15 protein-coding genes and 1 riboswitch are annotated in these 16285 nt (G+C 49.3%); of the genes, 4 read left to right on the forward strand and 11 right to left on the reverse strand.

Annotated elements, in window-relative coordinates; all coding sequences use genetic code 11:
* The first annotated feature begins 53 nt into the window (after positions 1–53).
* Positions 54–503 (forward strand): hypothetical protein, encoded by a 450-nt coding sequence (locus Q9R46_RS23345; RefSeq protein WP_311281989.1) that lies wholly within the window; start codon positions 54–56, stop codon positions 501–503.
* Between the two features lie 719 nt (positions 504–1222).
* On the opposite strand, the gene thiC is transcribed toward Q9R46_RS23345, so the two are convergent.
* Both thiC and Q9R46_RS23355 read right to left on the reverse strand, forming a co-directional pair.
* Positions 1223–3043: a phosphomethylpyrimidine synthase ThiC gene (gene thiC / locus Q9R46_RS23350; protein ID WP_311281990.1), complete on the reverse strand. Its 1821-nt coding sequence runs from the start codon at positions 3041–3043 to the stop codon at positions 1223–1225.
* Between the two features lie 395 nt (positions 3044–3438).
* Positions 3439–3552, reverse strand: a riboswitch (TPP riboswitch).
* A 164-nt stretch (positions 3553–3716) separates the two neighbouring features.
* The gene (locus Q9R46_RS23355; protein ID WP_090924571.1) at positions 3717–4460 is read right to left on the reverse strand and encodes an IclR family transcriptional regulator; all 744 of its coding nucleotides are present in this window, start codon (positions 4458–4460) and stop codon (positions 3717–3719) included.
* Positions 4461–4882: 422 nt separating this feature from the next.
* On the opposite strand from Q9R46_RS23355, the gene Q9R46_RS23360 reads away from it, so the two are divergent.
* Both Q9R46_RS23360 and Q9R46_RS23365 read left to right on the forward strand, forming a co-directional pair.
* Positions 4883–5902: an alpha/beta hydrolase gene (locus Q9R46_RS23360; RefSeq protein WP_145336141.1), complete on the forward strand. Its 1020-nt coding sequence runs from the start codon at positions 4883–4885 to the stop codon at positions 5900–5902.
* A gap of 173 nt (positions 5903–6075) precedes the next feature.
* Positions 6076–7374: a Fe-Mn family superoxide dismutase gene (locus tag Q9R46_RS23365; protein WP_311281991.1), complete on the forward strand. Its 1299-nt coding sequence runs from the start codon at positions 6076–6078 to the stop codon at positions 7372–7374.
* Positions 7375–7610: 236 nt separating this feature from the next.
* Here Q9R46_RS23365 and Q9R46_RS23370 read toward each other — a convergent pair whose 3' ends face one another.
* The 8 genes from Q9R46_RS23370 to Q9R46_RS23405 form a co-directional block, all read right to left on the reverse strand.
* Entirely contained in the window at positions 7611–7835 is a 225-nt protein-coding gene (locus tag Q9R46_RS23370) for a hypothetical protein (RefSeq protein WP_145336135.1), read from the reverse strand.
* A 73-nt stretch (positions 7836–7908) separates the two neighbouring features.
* Entirely contained in the window at positions 7909–8781 is an 873-nt protein-coding gene (locus Q9R46_RS23375) for a lipoate--protein ligase family protein (RefSeq protein ID WP_311281992.1), read from the reverse strand.
* Positions 8782–8892: 111 nt separating this feature from the next.
* Complete coding sequence (folE, locus tag Q9R46_RS23380) at positions 8893–9486, reverse strand: GTP cyclohydrolase I FolE (protein ID WP_145336133.1); 594 nt, start codon at positions 9484–9486, stop codon at positions 8893–8895.
* A gap of 56 nt (positions 9487–9542) precedes the next feature.
* Positions 9543–9806 (reverse strand): YneF family protein, encoded by a 264-nt coding sequence (locus tag Q9R46_RS23385; protein ID WP_123066848.1) that lies wholly within the window; start codon positions 9804–9806, stop codon positions 9543–9545.
* Positions 9807–9985: 179 nt separating this feature from the next.
* The gene (locus Q9R46_RS23390) at positions 9986–11011 is read right to left on the reverse strand and encodes an HD-GYP domain-containing protein (protein WP_145336131.1); all 1026 of its coding nucleotides are present in this window, start codon (positions 11009–11011) and stop codon (positions 9986–9988) included.
* Positions 11012–11026: 15 nt separating this feature from the next.
* Positions 11027–12976 carry a tRNA epoxyqueuosine(34) reductase QueG gene (gene queG / locus Q9R46_RS23395; protein ID WP_311281993.1) on the reverse strand — a complete coding sequence of 650 codons (1950 nt, stop codon included), beginning with the start codon at positions 12974–12976 and terminating at the stop codon, positions 11027–11029.
* Between the two features lie 184 nt (positions 12977–13160).
* Positions 13161–13745, reverse strand: a complete 585-nt coding sequence (gene lepB, locus Q9R46_RS23400) for a signal peptidase I (RefSeq protein ID WP_311282032.1) — start codon at positions 13743–13745, stop codon at positions 13161–13163.
* A gap of 316 nt (positions 13746–14061) precedes the next feature.
* A complete protein-coding gene (locus tag Q9R46_RS23405) occupies positions 14062–14487 on the reverse strand; it encodes a GNAT family N-acetyltransferase (RefSeq protein WP_090924581.1) in 426 nt (141 codons plus the stop codon).
* Between the two features lie 417 nt (positions 14488–14904).
* Here Q9R46_RS23405 and Q9R46_RS23410 point away from each other — a divergent pair, with 417 nt between their 5' ends.
* Positions 14905–15516: a superoxide dismutase gene (locus Q9R46_RS23410; protein WP_145336127.1), complete on the forward strand. Its 612-nt coding sequence runs from the start codon at positions 14905–14907 to the stop codon at positions 15514–15516.
* Between the two features lie 8 nt (positions 15517–15524).
* Here Q9R46_RS23410 and Q9R46_RS23415 read toward each other — a convergent pair whose 3' ends face one another.
* Complete coding sequence (locus Q9R46_RS23415) at positions 15525–15971, reverse strand: hypothetical protein (RefSeq protein WP_311281994.1); 447 nt, start codon at positions 15969–15971, stop codon at positions 15525–15527.
* Positions 15972–16285 lie beyond the last annotated feature (314 nt).

The raw sequence follows: 16285 nt of genomic DNA on the forward strand, positions 1-16285 counted from the left end.
CAAGGGTGGTAAACCACAGCTATGCAGACTTTATTTTGGAGGGGAATATAACCATGACCATGAAACATCTCGCTGTAGAACCAGGTCAATCCATCGGAGATATCCGGTTAGGCATGACACAGAGTGAAGTGGAACAAACGGAAGCTTTCACCCTTGATCCAAAAGTGGAGTATGATGCCCAAGGCAAAGCACATTTTATTGAATTTTATGAAAGTGACGATTTTAAATGCATGCTGGGAGAACTTGATCTGCTTGGCACCGAGGCTGACATTTTGATACCGCAGTTGGACGTTATTGCGCCATATGACCGCGAAGATCCTGAGCTTGGTTGCAGTTATCAGTTCGATCAGATCGGCTTGATTCTATGGCGTCCTGTGCCCATGACCCGAGAGGATATGCAGGAGCCGTGGTTTCTGGAGATGCCGCCTGAAAATCAGCAGGACGAAATGAAGCATCTCTGCTTCTCGACAGCAGCCGTGTATGCAAAAGGATATTATGAGTAAGTATGATGCGATTCATGTCAATGGTTACTGATATGGTCAGAGCCAGAGCCTATGATGATAGTGATAGAGGATTCATACAATCGTAGAGGATTTATACAATCGAAAGATGATCGCGGTAGAATTAGATCGTCCCTTCTTATCTCTAACGATCTGAGAGAACGCTATTTGCTTCATTTCAGCCCCATTGAAATTCTAACGATCCTGAGAAACCTTATTTCAGGTTTCCAGCAGCGAATCACCCCTTTTTCGGCTAATTTCAGCGAAATAGCGTCGCTGGGGATCGTTAGAATTTTTTTCGAGGCAAAATCACCAAAATAAGGTTTGTGGAGATCGTTAGATTTTAGATCATCTCTGTGCAGAAGCTGGAACCGTCTGACCCCTTAATATAGAATATGAGGTGATCAGCACATGAGATTTCTATATATTCTTATCTTGTTCATAATAGGTATGGGATGTTCAGCTATCCTGCATGCAGGTAATCTAAGACTGTCCGATGGCTTATTGTTTGTAATCGCCGGTATCTTGTATCGTATCTGGAACAGACTTGATTAGAACGTGTCTTAAAACGCTGAAGGAACTCCATTTTACCAACATCCGTTCCAATCCAGAAAGTTTCACACAAGCTACCGGGCACGTCAAGGGAAACGGAAGCAACAAGGGGCGAAAAGTCGATAGTCGGTAAAAGATGCACTTCAGTGTTTTGAAGACACGTCCTAGCATTACCGTGCCCGATACTCCTCCGCTTTTGCCTGCATTCCTGCCGTGACTGCTTCATCGTCGTTCAGGCCGCGTTCAGCGGCAAAGGCACGAATGTCCTGCGTAATGCGCATACTGCAGAACTTCGGCCCGCACATCGAGCAGAAATGGGCCTCCTTCGCCCCTTCTGCGGGCAACGTCTCATCGTGGTAGGATAGCGCTCGTTCCGGGTCAAGCGACAGGTTAAACTGATCTCTCCAGCGGAACTCGAAGCGTGCCTTCGACAATGCATCATCCCGGCGCTGGGCGCGTGGGTGGCCTTTGGCTAGATCTGCGGCATGAGCGGCTATTTTATAAGCGATAACCCCTTCACGCACATCATCCTTGTTCGGAAGCCCCAAATGCTCCTTCGGGGTAACATAGCAGAGCATAGACGTACCAAACCAGCCAATCATCGCTGCCCCAATCGCGGACGTAATATGATCATATCCCGGTGCGATGTCTGTGGTCAGTGGTCCGAGCGTATAAAACGGCGCTTCCTGGCAGATCTCCATCTGCAAATCCACATTCTCTTTGATCTTATGCATCGGCACATGCCCCGGCCCTTCAATCATGACCTGCACATCATGCTTCCATGCAATCTGCGTTAATTCCCCAAGTGTGGCGAGCTCCGCCATCTGTGCTTCATCGTTGGCGTCGTAGATGCTACCTGGACGTAGTCCGTCCCCGAGGGAGAAAGCAACATCGTACCTTTTCATAATCTCGCAGATTTCTTCAAAATGGGTGTACAAAAAGTTCTCCTGATGATGTGCCAGACACCACGCCGCCATAATCGACCCGCCCCGTGACACAATCCCCGTCATCCGTTTCGCGGTCATCGGAATATATCGCAGCAACACACCCGCATGAATTGTAAAATAATCCACGCCCTGCTCCGCCTGTTCAATCAGCGTATCTCGGTATAACTCCCAAGTGAGTGCTTCCGCCTCGCCATTCACCTTCTCCAGCGCCTGATAGAGCGGCACCGTACCGATCGGCACTGGAGAGTTACGGATGATCCATTCCCGTGTGGTATGAATGTCTCTGCCTGTGGAGAGATCCATTACCGTATCCGATCCCCAGCGAACAGCCCAGGTCATCTTCTCCACCTCCTCCTCGATGGAGGAAGATACAGCGGAATTGCCTATGTTGGCGTTGATTTTCACATGAAAATAACGCCCGATCAGCATCGGCTCACTCTCCGGGTGATTGATGTTGGATGGAAGAATCGCACGGCCGCTCGCCAGCTCCTGCCGTACGAATTCGGGCTCTACGCCTTCACGAATAGCGGCGTACTCCATCTCCGGCGTAATCAAACCCTGCCGCGCATAATGCATCTGCGTGACGCACCGCCCGGCCTGAGCTCGTAGCGGTTGCCCGCGGAAACCCGGGTACTCCTCTGCCCCGGCCCTCCGTCCGCCTGGCTTCAAGCCATTATCTTCAGGTTTCACCGCCCGACCTTCATATTCTTCAACGTCACCGCGCTCCATGATCCAGTGATTCCGGAGCGCAGGTAGCCCCTTCCGAATGTCCATCTGGAATTCGGGATCGGTCATCGGGCCGCTCGTATCGTAGACACGCAGCGGCTCATTATGCTCCACCCCTTGGGGAGTATTCGTGTCATGAAGGGCAATTTCACGCTCCGGCACAGCAATGTCCGGTCGTGAGCCCTGAATGTAGACTTTGCGGCTGCCCGGGAAGGGTTGTACCCCTCCAGCCGCTCCGGTTTTCTTTTCCACCGGATGACCATCGCGCCCTGTTTCCTCTATTCCCGTCTGTTGCCCCGTTTGCTTATGTGTACTCATGTCTCCTGTTCCTCCTCTGTGATCTTCTTTTGCCCATATCGTCCACCAATGTGACAGCTTTGACTTACCACACCTGTCTGGAAAAAGCAGAGCACAGAAGCACAGCAGGATTAACCCTGCATAAGCAGCCAGAATAATCCAAAAGACAACTTTTATGTACAATCAGCATGAGCACGATACGCGAGATCACTTCTCTTAGAAGTCGCGGCATATATGCCGCAATTGTTGTGCCGTCACTGCCATGGTGAAACACAACACATGAATCTCTGCTTGCCGCTGTAAATAAAAAAAGCCGGTTCCGAAGGAACCGACTGATGTCCATCACCATACACGCAACCAGGGCCATCCGCTGCAATACAGCATGGGTCCCGGGTTAACGCCTGTGGTGTTTGTGGTCATGTGGCCGATTACTTCCCTACGCTGGTATGATCCAGATCAGGTGCAAAGGGTCCGGAATCTCATGCGATCCCGTCTCAGTCCGGACAATTCGGACTCCCCCAGTAACGTAAACGTATTGCGACAATCAAGCCGCTGTTCAACTTGCAAAATAACATTTTCAACCGACCCCGCTGGGTCGTCCATTACAGAGTAGCGTAATCTGGGCTGAAATTCAACCTTAATATTCCAGAGGGGAAATTCCCTTCTAGCAAAACTTCATGCAAAGAGCCCACCCCTAAGGCAACATAAGTCCCATTTGCACAGCTGCCTCTTTCAACACAGGTGCGTACTCGTGTAATGTCTCTTGCGAGAGCCTGCTAACAGGTCCGGACACGGAAAGCGCCGCTGCAATGTTGCCTCTGCGATCCATAATGGGCACGGACACAGCGGCAGCTCCCGGCTCGCGTTCCTCATAACTGGTTGCGTAGCCACTCACCCGAATGTCTTCCATCTGTGCCAGATAGACGGCCGGATCGATAAATACAGGCCATTCCGGGCCGTTCATCAGTTCCTCCCGATCCTCGTCAGCGGCAAATGCCATTAACACTTTGCTTGAAGCGCCTACGGAAAGCGGCAGTCTGACCCCTACAGGCGCAACCCGCCGAATAGCCTGATCACTCTGCACAGCCTGAATCCGAATCCGTTCACCGCCGTCACGAAGGTAAAGACTTACCGTCTCGCCCAAGCGATCACGAAGTCTCTCCATTGCAGGTAAAAGCAAAATTGCAGGATCGTCACTACGTGACATATGCGCCGACAGCTCCCAGATCCGAATGCCCAGTCGATACTTTTCGGTTGCTGCATCACGTATCACGAACCCCCGATCCTCCAGTGTAGCCATCAACCGATGCACCGTACTTTTGTGCAAACCGATCTGGCTGGCAATTTCGGTGAGTCCAAGATCACTGCGCGTGGTAAAACATAATAATATATCCAGCGCCCGTTCTACAGCCCGGACGGTTAACTTGCGGTCTTCCATGGCATGATGCCCTCCTCATGTTTCATCACATGAAACTTGGTTACATAAATTATATGAGAAACGGTCTCATCTGTAAACCAGAAAGAACCGTTTTGAAGATGATCCAAAAACAAAAAAATGAACAAGGATATCCACTAGGCACATCGTAATCTCCTGTAATTTACACACTATGGAATTGTTACCTCTATATCTTAAGAACTATATAACAATTGCGTAACAAATGCCTCCAATCAATTGACTTTGACTATATCGGGACATACGATAAAGATAGGAACGATTTCAGATAAAAGAACAAAAGCATGACTTTAGCATCAGGATGCCATCGTCATGATTAAGTGCTAAAAAGCACCTATATGCTATTTTCACATCGTTATGATCTTGGCCATATTTATTCTCAACCGAAACTCAAAGGAGGGGCGTGCATGTATCCGACATCCCAGAGCGAAGCCCCGCTGCATACCAAAGTGTCCGATCTGCCCTCTTCGTTGTCACCGAGGCTGATTCGGTTCAAACATATTGTCGTAGCGTTGCTGCTCTCCGTTGTATTTTTTCTGTTGTTTTGTTTTATTGCCTTACACGGTTATATTGCATGGGTGCTCTCCAACCCTACGGTCGCACCGGTGTTTTCGAACCCGATGCAGGCCAAAAACATGAAATATGAGGACATTACATTCCCTGCGGCCGACGGTAGCCGAACCATGCAAGGCTGGTATATCCCTGCGAATACCGATACAGGCAAAACCATCATCTTCAGCCACGGTTATGGAGCCAATCGGGAGGAAACCTGGGTGCCTATGTATGACCTCGCCCATTACGCACACCAGCTCGGGTTTAACGTGGTGATGTTCGATTACGGCTTTGCCTCCCAGGTCAACCGAGCGGTAGCAACAGGTGGTAAAGCCGAGTCTCAGCAATTGCTGGGAGCTATTCAGTTTGCTAAACAGCGCGGTGCGCAGGAACTGGTCGTCTGGGGATTTTCCATGGGAGCGGGAACGGCTCTGCAAACCGGACTGTTAACCAAAGAGGTAGATGCCATGATTCTGGACAGTACGTTCCTGCTGGAGCCGGATACGCTGTACCACAACATTCATAATCAGATCAACCTGCCGCGTCAGCCTACGCTCGAAATTATGAAGTTGCTCTTCCCGATCTTGAACGGTACCGGCTTGCAGCAAATCCCGTATCAGGAAGTGAAGAAAAAGGACTATCCGTTCCCGATCTTCTTTATTCACGGTACAGAAGATGAGAAGGCCCCTTACCCGATTGCTGAACAACTTGCCGCTAATCAGACGAATCCCTATTCAGAAGAATGGATTGTGCAAGGAGCGCATCATGAACTGATCTTCCGGGAGCATCCAAAGGAATATCTGCGCCGCGTTTCGATTTTCCTTAGTCATGTGACGAAGACAAGCAGTGAGGATGTGCAGCAAAACCGGAAGTAATAAGCTAATTTAGTCCACCAATCCAAATGATATGCAACATTTCGATCTGTTTAGAGCCCTCCGGGGCTCTTTTTTTATACACATAGGACAATGCGTCCCAAGAATACACTGTTGAGACAGAGCAAAGGTAATTGGACGAAGAAATAATCTGAAAGATTGGAGGTATAACACATATGAACTGCGATGGATACGGCCATCTGCTTCCTCTACGGACGCTGGAAGAAATCCGTTTCTGGAAAGAGCAAGAGAAAGAACACACGCTTATCATTCGCACACTGGTTCCGGACCTTGAGCCCTCCTACGTTAAACTTCTGGAGGAATGGGAAGCAGCCTTTGCGAACAGTGAGCGAGTGGCAAATCAGTTGATAAAACAGCTGTTGCCTGCAACCCAGCCGCCTGCTCCCTATATCATGCGAAGTATAGATCAACTCGTCCAGACAGCAAAGCATCAGTCCAAAGAGTTTATCAAGCAACTTTATATCATGCTGGAGCAAAGTGCAGCGGTGCGTGCGGCCCCACTTGCTCAAACCTTCATCTTGCATATCATCCGCGAATCGGAGTATTTCCTGGGGGTATTAGAAACGCTGAGCCAACCCGGCATTTTGCGTGAGACAGAACCGGCACCATCGATGTTGCTAGAGAATGCACTACACAACATTAACTCCAAGGTCGCCCAAGACACACGTCTAGAAGCAACGGAATTACAGGCTACTTCTGCCGGGCAAACCAATGCCAATGGTTCCCTTGCCGCATCTGCACAGGTACAATCGTCGTCACTCCAACCATCAACGGGTGGGACGGCTCCTGCCGAAACGCTGCCTGCTTCTGCCCCGGTAAGAGAAAAGCCGGTTCCCATTGGCGGGCACACGTTACCTCCCCTCCCTTACGCATATAATGCGCTGGAGCCGCACATTGATGAGCTGACGATGCGCATTCATCATGACAAGCACCATCAGTCCTACGTGGACGGTTTGAACGTTGCGGAGAAGAAACTCGCGGAATCCCGAAAAAAGAACAATTTTGAACTCATCAAACACTGGGAGCGTGAGCTAGCCTTTAATGGAGCAGGACATTATCTGCATACCATCTTTTGGACCATTATGAACCCGGCAGGCGGCGGCAAGCCTGCCGGAATGCTTGCAGAGCAGATCAAACGTGATTTTGGTAGCTATGAAGCATTCAAAAATCAATTTACCGAGGCAGCTAACAAGGTGGAAGGTAGCGGCTGGGCAATGCTGGTCTGGAGTCCGCGAGCTCACCGCTTGGAAATTTTGCAGGCTGAAAAACATCAGAATCTGTCCCAATCGGATATCGTTCCACTCCTGCCACTGGATGTATGGGAGCACGCCTACTATCTCAAGCATCAAAACGAACGCAAAAAGTACATCGAAGACTGGTGGAATGTCGTCTACTGGCCTGCTGTCGCTGAACGGTACGAAACCGCACGCAAGCTGTTGTGGCCGCCTTACTAGCATGTTGTAACACCTGCGGAATATTAAATCCTTTATTAAATGAAAAACGAGATATCTCCAGCCTATGACTGAAAGATATCTCGTTGAAACCTGTTGACATTATTCTTATAGCTGGATAAAACCCAAATTTATGCGATATTATCCGACTTACGCGAGGAAACAAAAAAGCGAACCTCTCATTAGAGATTCGCCTCAATATCGACTTCATATTACAATCGATTCATAATATACCTATGTTAAGAAGCACAGCCCTCGCACGCTACATAGTTGTCGCCAACCTGTTTGCTGATGGCGATCAGATCACCCAGTTTGATATCGGACTCTTCTGTGAACTCCAGATCGGCAATACGTGCCACAATCAGGGCAGCCGCCTCTTCTTTACTGGTTGCCATTTGGCTGAATTCTGATGTTTCACCTGTCGAAATGACTTCATACAGGTATGTATATCGCAATGTTTCCACTCTAAATCCTCTCCTTCCGAAATCACATCATACCATCTCTCTTCACCGATTCCAAGCCTACCTGCAAAAGAACTCAATCATAGCGCTGTTTCATCTGTTCTGCCGTCCGCAACACATCATCCGCATCAACAGAAAGCAACCGTTCTGTCGCTGCATGAGGATACCTGTTGCGCAGTGTGCGTACCAGCGAAGCCGTATACGCAGCCGTGGATGGCACCCCTGCCAGCTCCTGCAAACTTGCCATAGTTCCATGCTTTACCTCAGGATATCCTTCGGCTATGCCCCCCGAGGCCTCTTCATAGAATTTGCGCACCTCCGCAGCAAGCCGATCCCCTTGACCTTCCACAATGATAAATGCAGTAATGATGTAGGCTTTGGCCTGACGCCGCTGGGCAATACCGCAAAATTTCAATCCACCCACGCTGACATCATAATCCCCAGGACAGAACGCCCCCTGCACTTCTCCGGTCTGCGCCTGAGTTGACCAGGGAGTTAACGACTCGGCAATGATCGAAGCCATCTCGCGGAAATCATCATGAATATTAATGGCGTGACCCGGATTAGGCAATATCAGCGATACATTCACAACACCCGGATTCAACGGAACGGCGGCACCACCAGAAGGCCTTACACATACAGCTGTCCCCTGAGCTCTGATAGTCTCCATCGCTTCGACTGCCCGAGGCAGCCTTCGATCGCGTAAGCCGGCCACAAAGGCATCTGGGTGCCGCCATATATGAGCAACAGGTAGATGGCCTGCTCCCACTCGTCTGCACATCACTTCTTCCCATGCAAAAGCATCAAGCACACTGCTGCCAGGGCGCATAAGCGGTGTCTCCCAAATTTGCAAACGCAGCGATGAATGTTTATCAGCGGATATTTTCTGTACAGTCAACTCGCTCTTCTCTGGCTCAGGCAGTTGGTTGGATTGGGAAGGTATATTCATCGTCCATAACCTCCGACTATCGAATTCATATGTAGTTTCAGTCCCTCCGACAAGTACGAAAAAAAACTATATAAATAAGCCGGTTCCCCAAGGAACTCGGCTTATTTAGTATTACTCTTTGACCAAAGACAGAAACTCCGCACGCTGTGCAGGGTTATCACGGAAAGATCCACGTACAGCAGACGTTACTGTCTTACTGCCCGGTTTCTTCACGCCGCGGGAGCACATGCACAAGTGCTCACCTTCTACGACAACCATCACACCATGGGGTGCAACCGCTTCTGTCAAGATGTCGGCAATCTGTGATGTAATTCGCTCCTGCACTTGAAGACGGCGTGTTACCGCTTCAACCAGACGTGCCATTTTGCTCAGACCCACAATTTTCCCGCTCGGTACATATCCGATATGGACTTTACCAAAGAACGGTGCCATATGGTGCTCGCACTGGCTGTAGTACACGATATCTTTCACGATGACCAGTTCTTCGTGATTCTCGTCAAAGGTGACACCGAGCACGTCACGGGGATCCACTTCATATCCACCAAAAATCTCTTCGTACATCCGGGTTACACGCGCAGGCGTTTCCAGAAGCCCTTCACGTGTGCTATCTTCTCCGATCAATTTGAGAATCTGTTCGACATGATACTCGATCTTCTCCCGATTGTCGGATACTTTGGAATTCAAATAATCTTTCACGCCAGCCACTGCCAAGCGCCTCCTTTCGAACCACATCCTGCGAGCGACTTAGTTACCCACAGCTATTATTTTCGGCGGCCCGAGTTTTTACGCGCAGGATGTTGAGTCGGCTGAGGCATTTTGGCGCCTGGTTGCTGGTTCTTCATCATCTGCTGGGCACGCTGCATTTGCTTGCCATTCAGGTTATAACCCATTTGCTTGGCCATTTTTTGTAACATGTCAGGGTCGCTTTGCATTTTCTCAAGCTGCTTACGCAGGTAAAACACCCCGATGAAAAATCCACCGACCAGACCCACAATCAATGTAATAATCGGTATTACAATCTCCATCTCTTAGACACCTCTGTATGCAATATGCAATCTAAAAAAACTGATGATCTGTGCTTGTACACATCATGAATGATGAAGATTTATACCATGATGCAAAACATAACACCGACCGGATTTCCTGAGAGTTATCATAGCATTTCCACACGTCCTGAGCAAACGCATTTTCCAGTTTTCCTGCTTTAAGTCAGCACACCTTCAATAAAGACCGTTGTTTGTTTGGCCAGATCAATCTCAACGACATCTAACGAATAACGCGTGCTACCGCGAGCCACCCGAATGATTGGTCTGCCCGGCAGACCACGGTGCTGGCGGACAATGACGCCCGTTTCCTTCGTAGACAACCGAACGGCCGTCCCGTTGGGATATACGGATACACTTTTGTTAAACTCAATCAGGATATCCCGGTCCAGCTTCGTTCCGGACATCGCCATCATCTCCTCACACGCTTCATGCGGCAGCATGCTGCTGCCTGACAAACCGTTAATGAGATTATCATAGATGTTAGCCGCACTTACAATTTTGGCGAATAGATGGATATCTTTGCCCCTGATGCCTCTTGGTACACCAGTGCCATCTTCATGCTCATGATGCTGTAGCGCAGTGTGTGCAACAAGCAAGCTGAACTCACGTTTATTCTTGATCACTTCAAAGCCACGCCATGTATGATGCAGCTTTGAAGAAGGCATGGTGCCAGGGATTTCGCCTACTTTTCCAATATCATGTAGCAGGGCGCCTACAGCCAGATCCTTGAGCTGATTGTAGTTAAGCCCCATATTCAGCCCAATAACCGAAGACAACAAACAGACATTCATCGCATGAACATATTGTGCATTGTCTTGGGTTCGGATATCGGTTAACTGCACCAGCAATTCTCGCCCGTTTAGCACATCATTCAACAATTTGTCTATACTAAGCGCGACTTTCTTCGGACTCCAGTCTTTTCCGGACCGTACCGCTTCCAGCGTAACACTCATCTCATTGATAATGGCCCGTTTCGTAGCTTCATCCAGAATATCTTCTATCTCTACATCTTTATAAGCTTCATCCTGGATGTACAGCGTGGTAACCCCGATACGCTTCAGCGTATTGACCATAAACACGGTGAGTTCGACTCCGGCAGACAACAATACTGTACCGTTACTGGAGTACACTGTCTTGCCCAGAATCTCTCCCGCCTCCACGCTTTCCACGTTTACATACTTCATGAACGTCCCCCGCTCTTACGATTGCTGCTCCAATGCGAGCAATTGCTCCTTGGTTTGCAGACCGCCTGCGTAACCCACCAGGGTGCCGTCTTTACCGCTCATGCGATGACAGGGAATAATAATCGGGATCGGGTTCTTGCTAATAGCATCCAAAACTGCACGTACAGCCTTGGGCCTGCCGATCTTTTCCGCAACCTCTTGGTGGGTTAAGGCTTCTCCATAAGATATATCGGACAGAACCTCCCAAACTTGTAGCTGGAATGCAGTCCCATACTGCTTAAGCTGCAAGTCAAATGTCGTTCTTTCCCCAGCAAAATACTGCTTTAGCTGCCCCGCAGCTTCGCTGAGCTTCTCTTCGTTTTTCTCATATCGGTATTCACCGACCCACGTACGGGCCCACTGTTGCAGATGAGCTTCCCGAACATGAAAAGCTCCAAAATCGATATGACACAGTCCCTCATCGGTTGCGCATAAGGTAAGTGTCCCGATCGGTGTCAGCACCTCATCATAGAACACAGGCGTGCCGTGAAGCCCGGTTACTGCGGATGGCTTCCATGCAGCTGCTTCCGGCTTGACAGAAGAGACAGACTGCTCATGCTCCTCGTCACCTTCACTCTTTCTAGCGTTCGTAGCCCACTGTATGTCCCTTCCAAACTCTGTATCTCTTATCTGAGATACAAGTTCGGTTTGTGTGTGTTGCACAGCTTCAACTGTATCTGCCTGTTCTTGTTTCTTCACTTGTTCTTGCTTCCCCACATTTACTTGCTCCGCCTGTGGTCGATCGGGTAAGGTCTCGGACGATAACAATCTTTCCTTGGCCTTCTGCAGCATACTTAGCACGTTACCGTCTTGTTCGATCGCGGCAGCTTCCCCAATAGCTCTCATGGCGTCTTCTCCTCCAATTCTGCTCAGCGCCCAGGCAGCGGTTCCCCGCAGTTCCGGACGCGGATCACGCTTCAGTACCTGCGTTAGTTTCGGTACAGCGCTTTTGTCTTTGAAATTGCCTAGTGCAATGACCGCATTGCGCTGGATCGGCTTTTTGCCCCGCCATGCAGCAGAGCTTTGACCGAAACGTTCCTTGAATTCACGGTTGCCGATATCCAGCAGCGGCAGCAACAAAGGCTTAACAACCTCGGGATCGGGATGAAACTCGGGATGATGATCCCAGTTTTTGCCCCGATTTTTCGGACATACAATCTGACATGTATCACAACCGTACAGACGGTTGCCGATTTTTAACATAAACTCTTCATCCAGGAACCCTTTAGTCTGAGTCAGAAAAGAAATGCAGCGTTGCGCGTTCAACTGCCCAGGGCCAACCAGGGCACCTGTAGGACAGGCATCAATGCATTTCGTGCATTCGCCGCAATCCTCGGTCACGGGAGTATCCGGCGGGAACGGAATGTTCGTGACAAGCTCACCAAGGAATATCCATGAACCGAATTTGGGCGATATAATCGAACAGTTCTTGGCACTGAATCCGATCCCCGCCCGTTGCGAGACGGCACGATCCACAAGCGCTCCTGTATCCACCATACTTTCAATGATTGCTTCCGGTACGCGTTCGCGGATAAAATTCACCAGCTTGTCCATCGCCGCGCGAAGCACCTGGTGATAATCCTGCCCCCAAGCCGAACGGGCGAGAATACCGCGGTACGCGCCAGGCTCCGACTTCGGCGGATTGACCATTTTGGACGGATAAGCTACAGCTATGGCGATCAGGGAAGCAGGTTCCCCATCGGGGAGGGCGGGATGCACTCTTTTTTCAATATCCGGTTCTTCAAATCCTGACGCATACCCCTTATCCCGGGACTGCTCCAGCAGTGACTTCAAAGAGACAAAGGGGTCCGCAGAAGCAAATCCGATATCATCTATTCCCAGTTCCGGGCCTGCCGCCTTGATCTCCTGCTTTAACGCTTCCCATACGGAGGCGGCCTGTGCTGCCCCGGTCCGTACGTTCGTCATTGTTCTTCCCTCTTTTCTTTCAGGCACGTAATCTCGTTATCCTTAAACAATGAACGCCCGCCTCACTTAAGAGACCAGGCGCTGAACTATAACGATATATATCTTGCATACGATTAAATGTACAGTCTACGTGCCTGTATGGTTAAACGCAAATTGCGCTTCGAAGTTGTTGTGGTCCAACATTTTACAGCTTTTTCATCTCGGAGAATGGCCAGAAAATAAACTCGGCTTTGCCGACAATCTCGCTGGAAGTGATACTCCCGAACACACGGCTGTCCTTGCTTTTGCCTTCATGACGATTATCTCCCATGACGAAGAAATGATCCGATGCCAGCGTTAGCGGCCCAAAATCAGGGTCCTGTACCTCAATGTCGGTATAACTCTCTGCCTGCCGTACACCATTTACATATAGATGATGGTCTCTGACCTCAATTGTATCTCCAGGAAGTCCGACGATTCGTTTCACCAGAAAATCTTTTTTGCCTGCATCTTCACTCGGATCACGAAGAACGATCACATCCGACCGGGCCGGTTCACCGAAATGATAGACCATCTTGTTCACAAACAGACGATCAGACTCGACCAGCGTTGGCTGCATTGACTGTCCTTTGACCATCGACAGATTGAATACAAACAGGTTAAGTAGCATCATGATCACAAAAGCCACCACAATGGTCTTCACCCAGTCCCACAGTTCGGCTGTCCAGGACTTCGTTGCTTGCTTGGGGACAGGCTTCTGATTTTGCTCCTCAAACGTCGAATGCTCCATAGAAGGCATATTAGAATTCAAAGAGACACCTCATTTATCAGTTTGTAGATTATAACGAATAACCTTGGTCGTTCTCCTTTTCAGTCTACTCTATTTGGAAGAGCGAAACAATTGGAGATGCCCACCAGCATACAGACAATTACAATCTTTTATACACGCTTTGGGAAAAAGGAAACAGGATGCATATCAGCCGATTCCTCCTCATACAAATAGAAAGGCATATCTCTCACGCCATGATGCGTGCACAGATATGCCTAATATGAAATGAAAATCTCTTTATTTTTTTGTCTAACTACACCGAATTTACCTACATCGATTAAGCCTTGGACAAAATACTAAGTTTCTGGAAAGCACTCAGAATCTTATTGGCCCCATATCCCATTGCTTCATACAAAGGCATGGCTGCTTTGTTGTGCTCATCACCAGCCACCCAAATCTGGCTGACTTTACGCTGCTGGAACCGCTGTTCCATAGCCTCGACAAGTGTTTTACCGACGCCGCGGCGACGATAGTCTGGATGAACCGCAATACGGTAGATGCATCCCTGGTTTTGATCAATCGTACCAATCAAAGCGCCCACGAGGTCTCCCTCTTCTTCCGCAACCATGATCAGGTCAGAATCCCATGACAATTGACGGGCAAACGGGCCCATCGTGTTCTCATAACACTCTTCCGATAGCGCAACCTGGAGAAGCTCCGTCATCTGGCTTGCATCACTCAACTGAAAGGAACGAACGTGCATGTCTTAAATCTCCCTTTTCGTTAGCTTAGATGAGGTTTTACCAAAAAGGGTATCCCCTTTTACCAAAAACCCGATGTTCATATAATGACAAAAAACGAGAAAATACCGCTTCTTCGTCAATTAAACCATACTTTTCTCCATAAAACACGCATTTTCTTCTGAAAGCGCTTTATTGTAAACGTTTACATTGATTAAATTCGAATTTAAACGGTTTTCCCCGTCGAAATCTCATAATTTTACTCATAATGGGTAAAATATGTTTGTTATCTCTGGCCCGGCTTTTGATTAACGGTTCGGGGTACTTAATAAACAAAAATGTTGATTAATTATCCCGAATGCGGTTTAATAATAATGGCAAGGGTATTATTACATATGTACCTTAACAACAAATCACAAAATCTCAGGAGGTATTTCACTATGGCTTTTCAATTACCAGCACTTCCTTACGCTAACGATGCACTGGAACCACATATCGATGCACAAACGATGGAAATCCACCACGATCGCCATCACAACACTTACGTAACTAACTTGAACGCAGCTCTGGAAAGCGCTCCTGAACTGCAAGACAAAAGCTTGGAAGATCTGATCGCTAACCTGGACAGCGTACCGGAAAGCATCCGCACAGCGGTTCGTAACAACGGTGGCGGACATGCTAACCACAGCTTGTTCTGGGAAATCATCGGACCAAACGGCGGCGGCGCACCTACAGGTGACATCGCAGCAGCAATCGACAGCGAACTGGGCGGATTTGACAAGTTCAAAGAAGACTTCGCTAAAGCAGCTACAACTCGTTTCGGTTCCGGCTGGGCATGGCTCGTTGTAGGCAAAGATGGCAAATTGTCCATCACTAGCACGCCTAACCAAGACAGCCCACTCTTCGAAGGTCTGACTCCAGTTCTGGGTCTTGACGTTTGGGAGCACGCATACTACCTGAAATATCAAAACAAACGTCCTGATTACATCGGTGCATTCTGGAATGTAATCAACTGGGATGAAGTAAACAAACGCTACGCGGCAGCGAAGTAACACGCTGTTCAAATAAAAGAGCCTGAACCGATCCTTGTGATCGATTCAGGCTCTTTTTTGTTTTCGAGTGAGGCATACTGAATATGCGGGGCACGTGCCAGGTAGAACGGGATGTTGTAGCCTCTAATGGAAGGCCGTGATGCAATGTCTGCAGACTGTGCCGCAGGGGCCCTGTAACTGAGACCCATGCTTACTAAGGCTTGCCAAGGGGCTCCGACGCATATCTCGACGCTTGTGATTCCTGATCGAGGGGCCGGTGATGAGCTTGATGCTGGCAGGCCGTGCCACGCGCTCACCGGACTTAACTCAATGCTGACAGGCCGCACCACGCGTTCACCGGAACTTAACTCAATGCTGGCAGGCCATGCCACGCGCTCATCGGAACTTAACTCAATGCTGGCGGGCCATGCCACGCGCTCACCGGAACTTAACTCAATGCTGGTAGGCCGTGCCACGCGTTCACCGGACTTAACTCGATGCTGGTAGGCCGTGCCACACGTTCACCAGACTTAACTCGATGCTGGTAGGCCGTGCCACGCGTTCACCGGACTTAACTCGATGCTGGTAAGCCGCACCACACGTTCACCAGACTTAACTCGATGCTGGCAGGTCGTGCCACGCGCTCACCGGACTTGACCCAATGCCGGCAGGCCGTTCCACGCGCTCACCGGGCGGCTGCCAGCCTGCGCTAACGATCACCAGCAACGCTATTTGCGCTTTTTTCAGCCGATCTAAATTCTAACGATCTCCAGAGACGCTATTTGTCTAT

Origin of the sequence: Paenibacillus sp. RRE4 (assembly GCF_031844205.1) — a bacterium.
Lineage (GTDB): Bacteria > Bacillota > Bacilli > Paenibacillales > Paenibacillaceae > Paenibacillus > Paenibacillus xylanexedens_B.

Bases quoted from the DNA above. Each gene is read 5' to 3' on its own strand.
- Q9R46_RS23345 (WP_311281989.1), top strand. From the start codon at position 54: ATGACCATGAAACATCTCGCTGTAGAACCAGGTCAATCCATCGGAGAT.
- Q9R46_RS23360 (WP_145336141.1), top strand. From the start codon at position 4,883: ATGTATCCGACATCCCAGAGCGAAGCCCCGCTGCATACCAAAGTGTCC.
- Q9R46_RS23375 (WP_311281992.1), bottom strand. From the start codon at position 8,781: ATGAATATACCTTCCCAATCCAACCAACTGCCTGAGCCAGAGAAGAGC.
- thiC (WP_311281990.1), bottom strand. From the start codon at position 3,043: ATGAGTACACATAAGCAAACGGGGCAACAGACGGGAATAGAGGAAACA.
- Q9R46_RS23385 (WP_123066848.1), bottom strand. From the start codon at position 9,806: ATGGAGATTGTAATACCGATTATTACATTGATTGTGGGTCTGGTCGGT.
- queG (WP_311281993.1), bottom strand. From the start codon at position 12,976: ATGACGAACGTACGGACCGGGGCAGCACAGGCCGCCTCCGTATGGGAA.
- Q9R46_RS23355 (WP_090924571.1), bottom strand. From the start codon at position 4,460: ATGGAAGACCGCAAGTTAACCGTCCGGGCTGTAGAACGGGCGCTGGAT.
- Q9R46_RS23405 (WP_090924581.1), bottom strand. From the start codon at position 14,487: ATGCACGTTCGTTCCTTTCAGTTGAGTGATGCAAGCCAGATGACGGAG.
- lepB (WP_311282032.1), bottom strand. From the start codon at position 13,745: ATGGAGCATTCGACGTTTGAGGAGCAAAATCAGAAGCCTGTCCCCAAG.
- Q9R46_RS23365 (WP_311281991.1), top strand. From the start codon at position 6,076: ATGAACTGCGATGGATACGGCCATCTGCTTCCTCTACGGACGCTGGAA.
- Q9R46_RS23410 (WP_145336127.1), top strand. From the start codon at position 14,905: ATGGCTTTTCAATTACCAGCACTTCCTTACGCTAACGATGCACTGGAA.
- Q9R46_RS23390 (WP_145336131.1), bottom strand. From the start codon at position 11,011: ATGAAGTATGTAAACGTGGAAAGCGTGGAGGCGGGAGAGATTCTGGGC.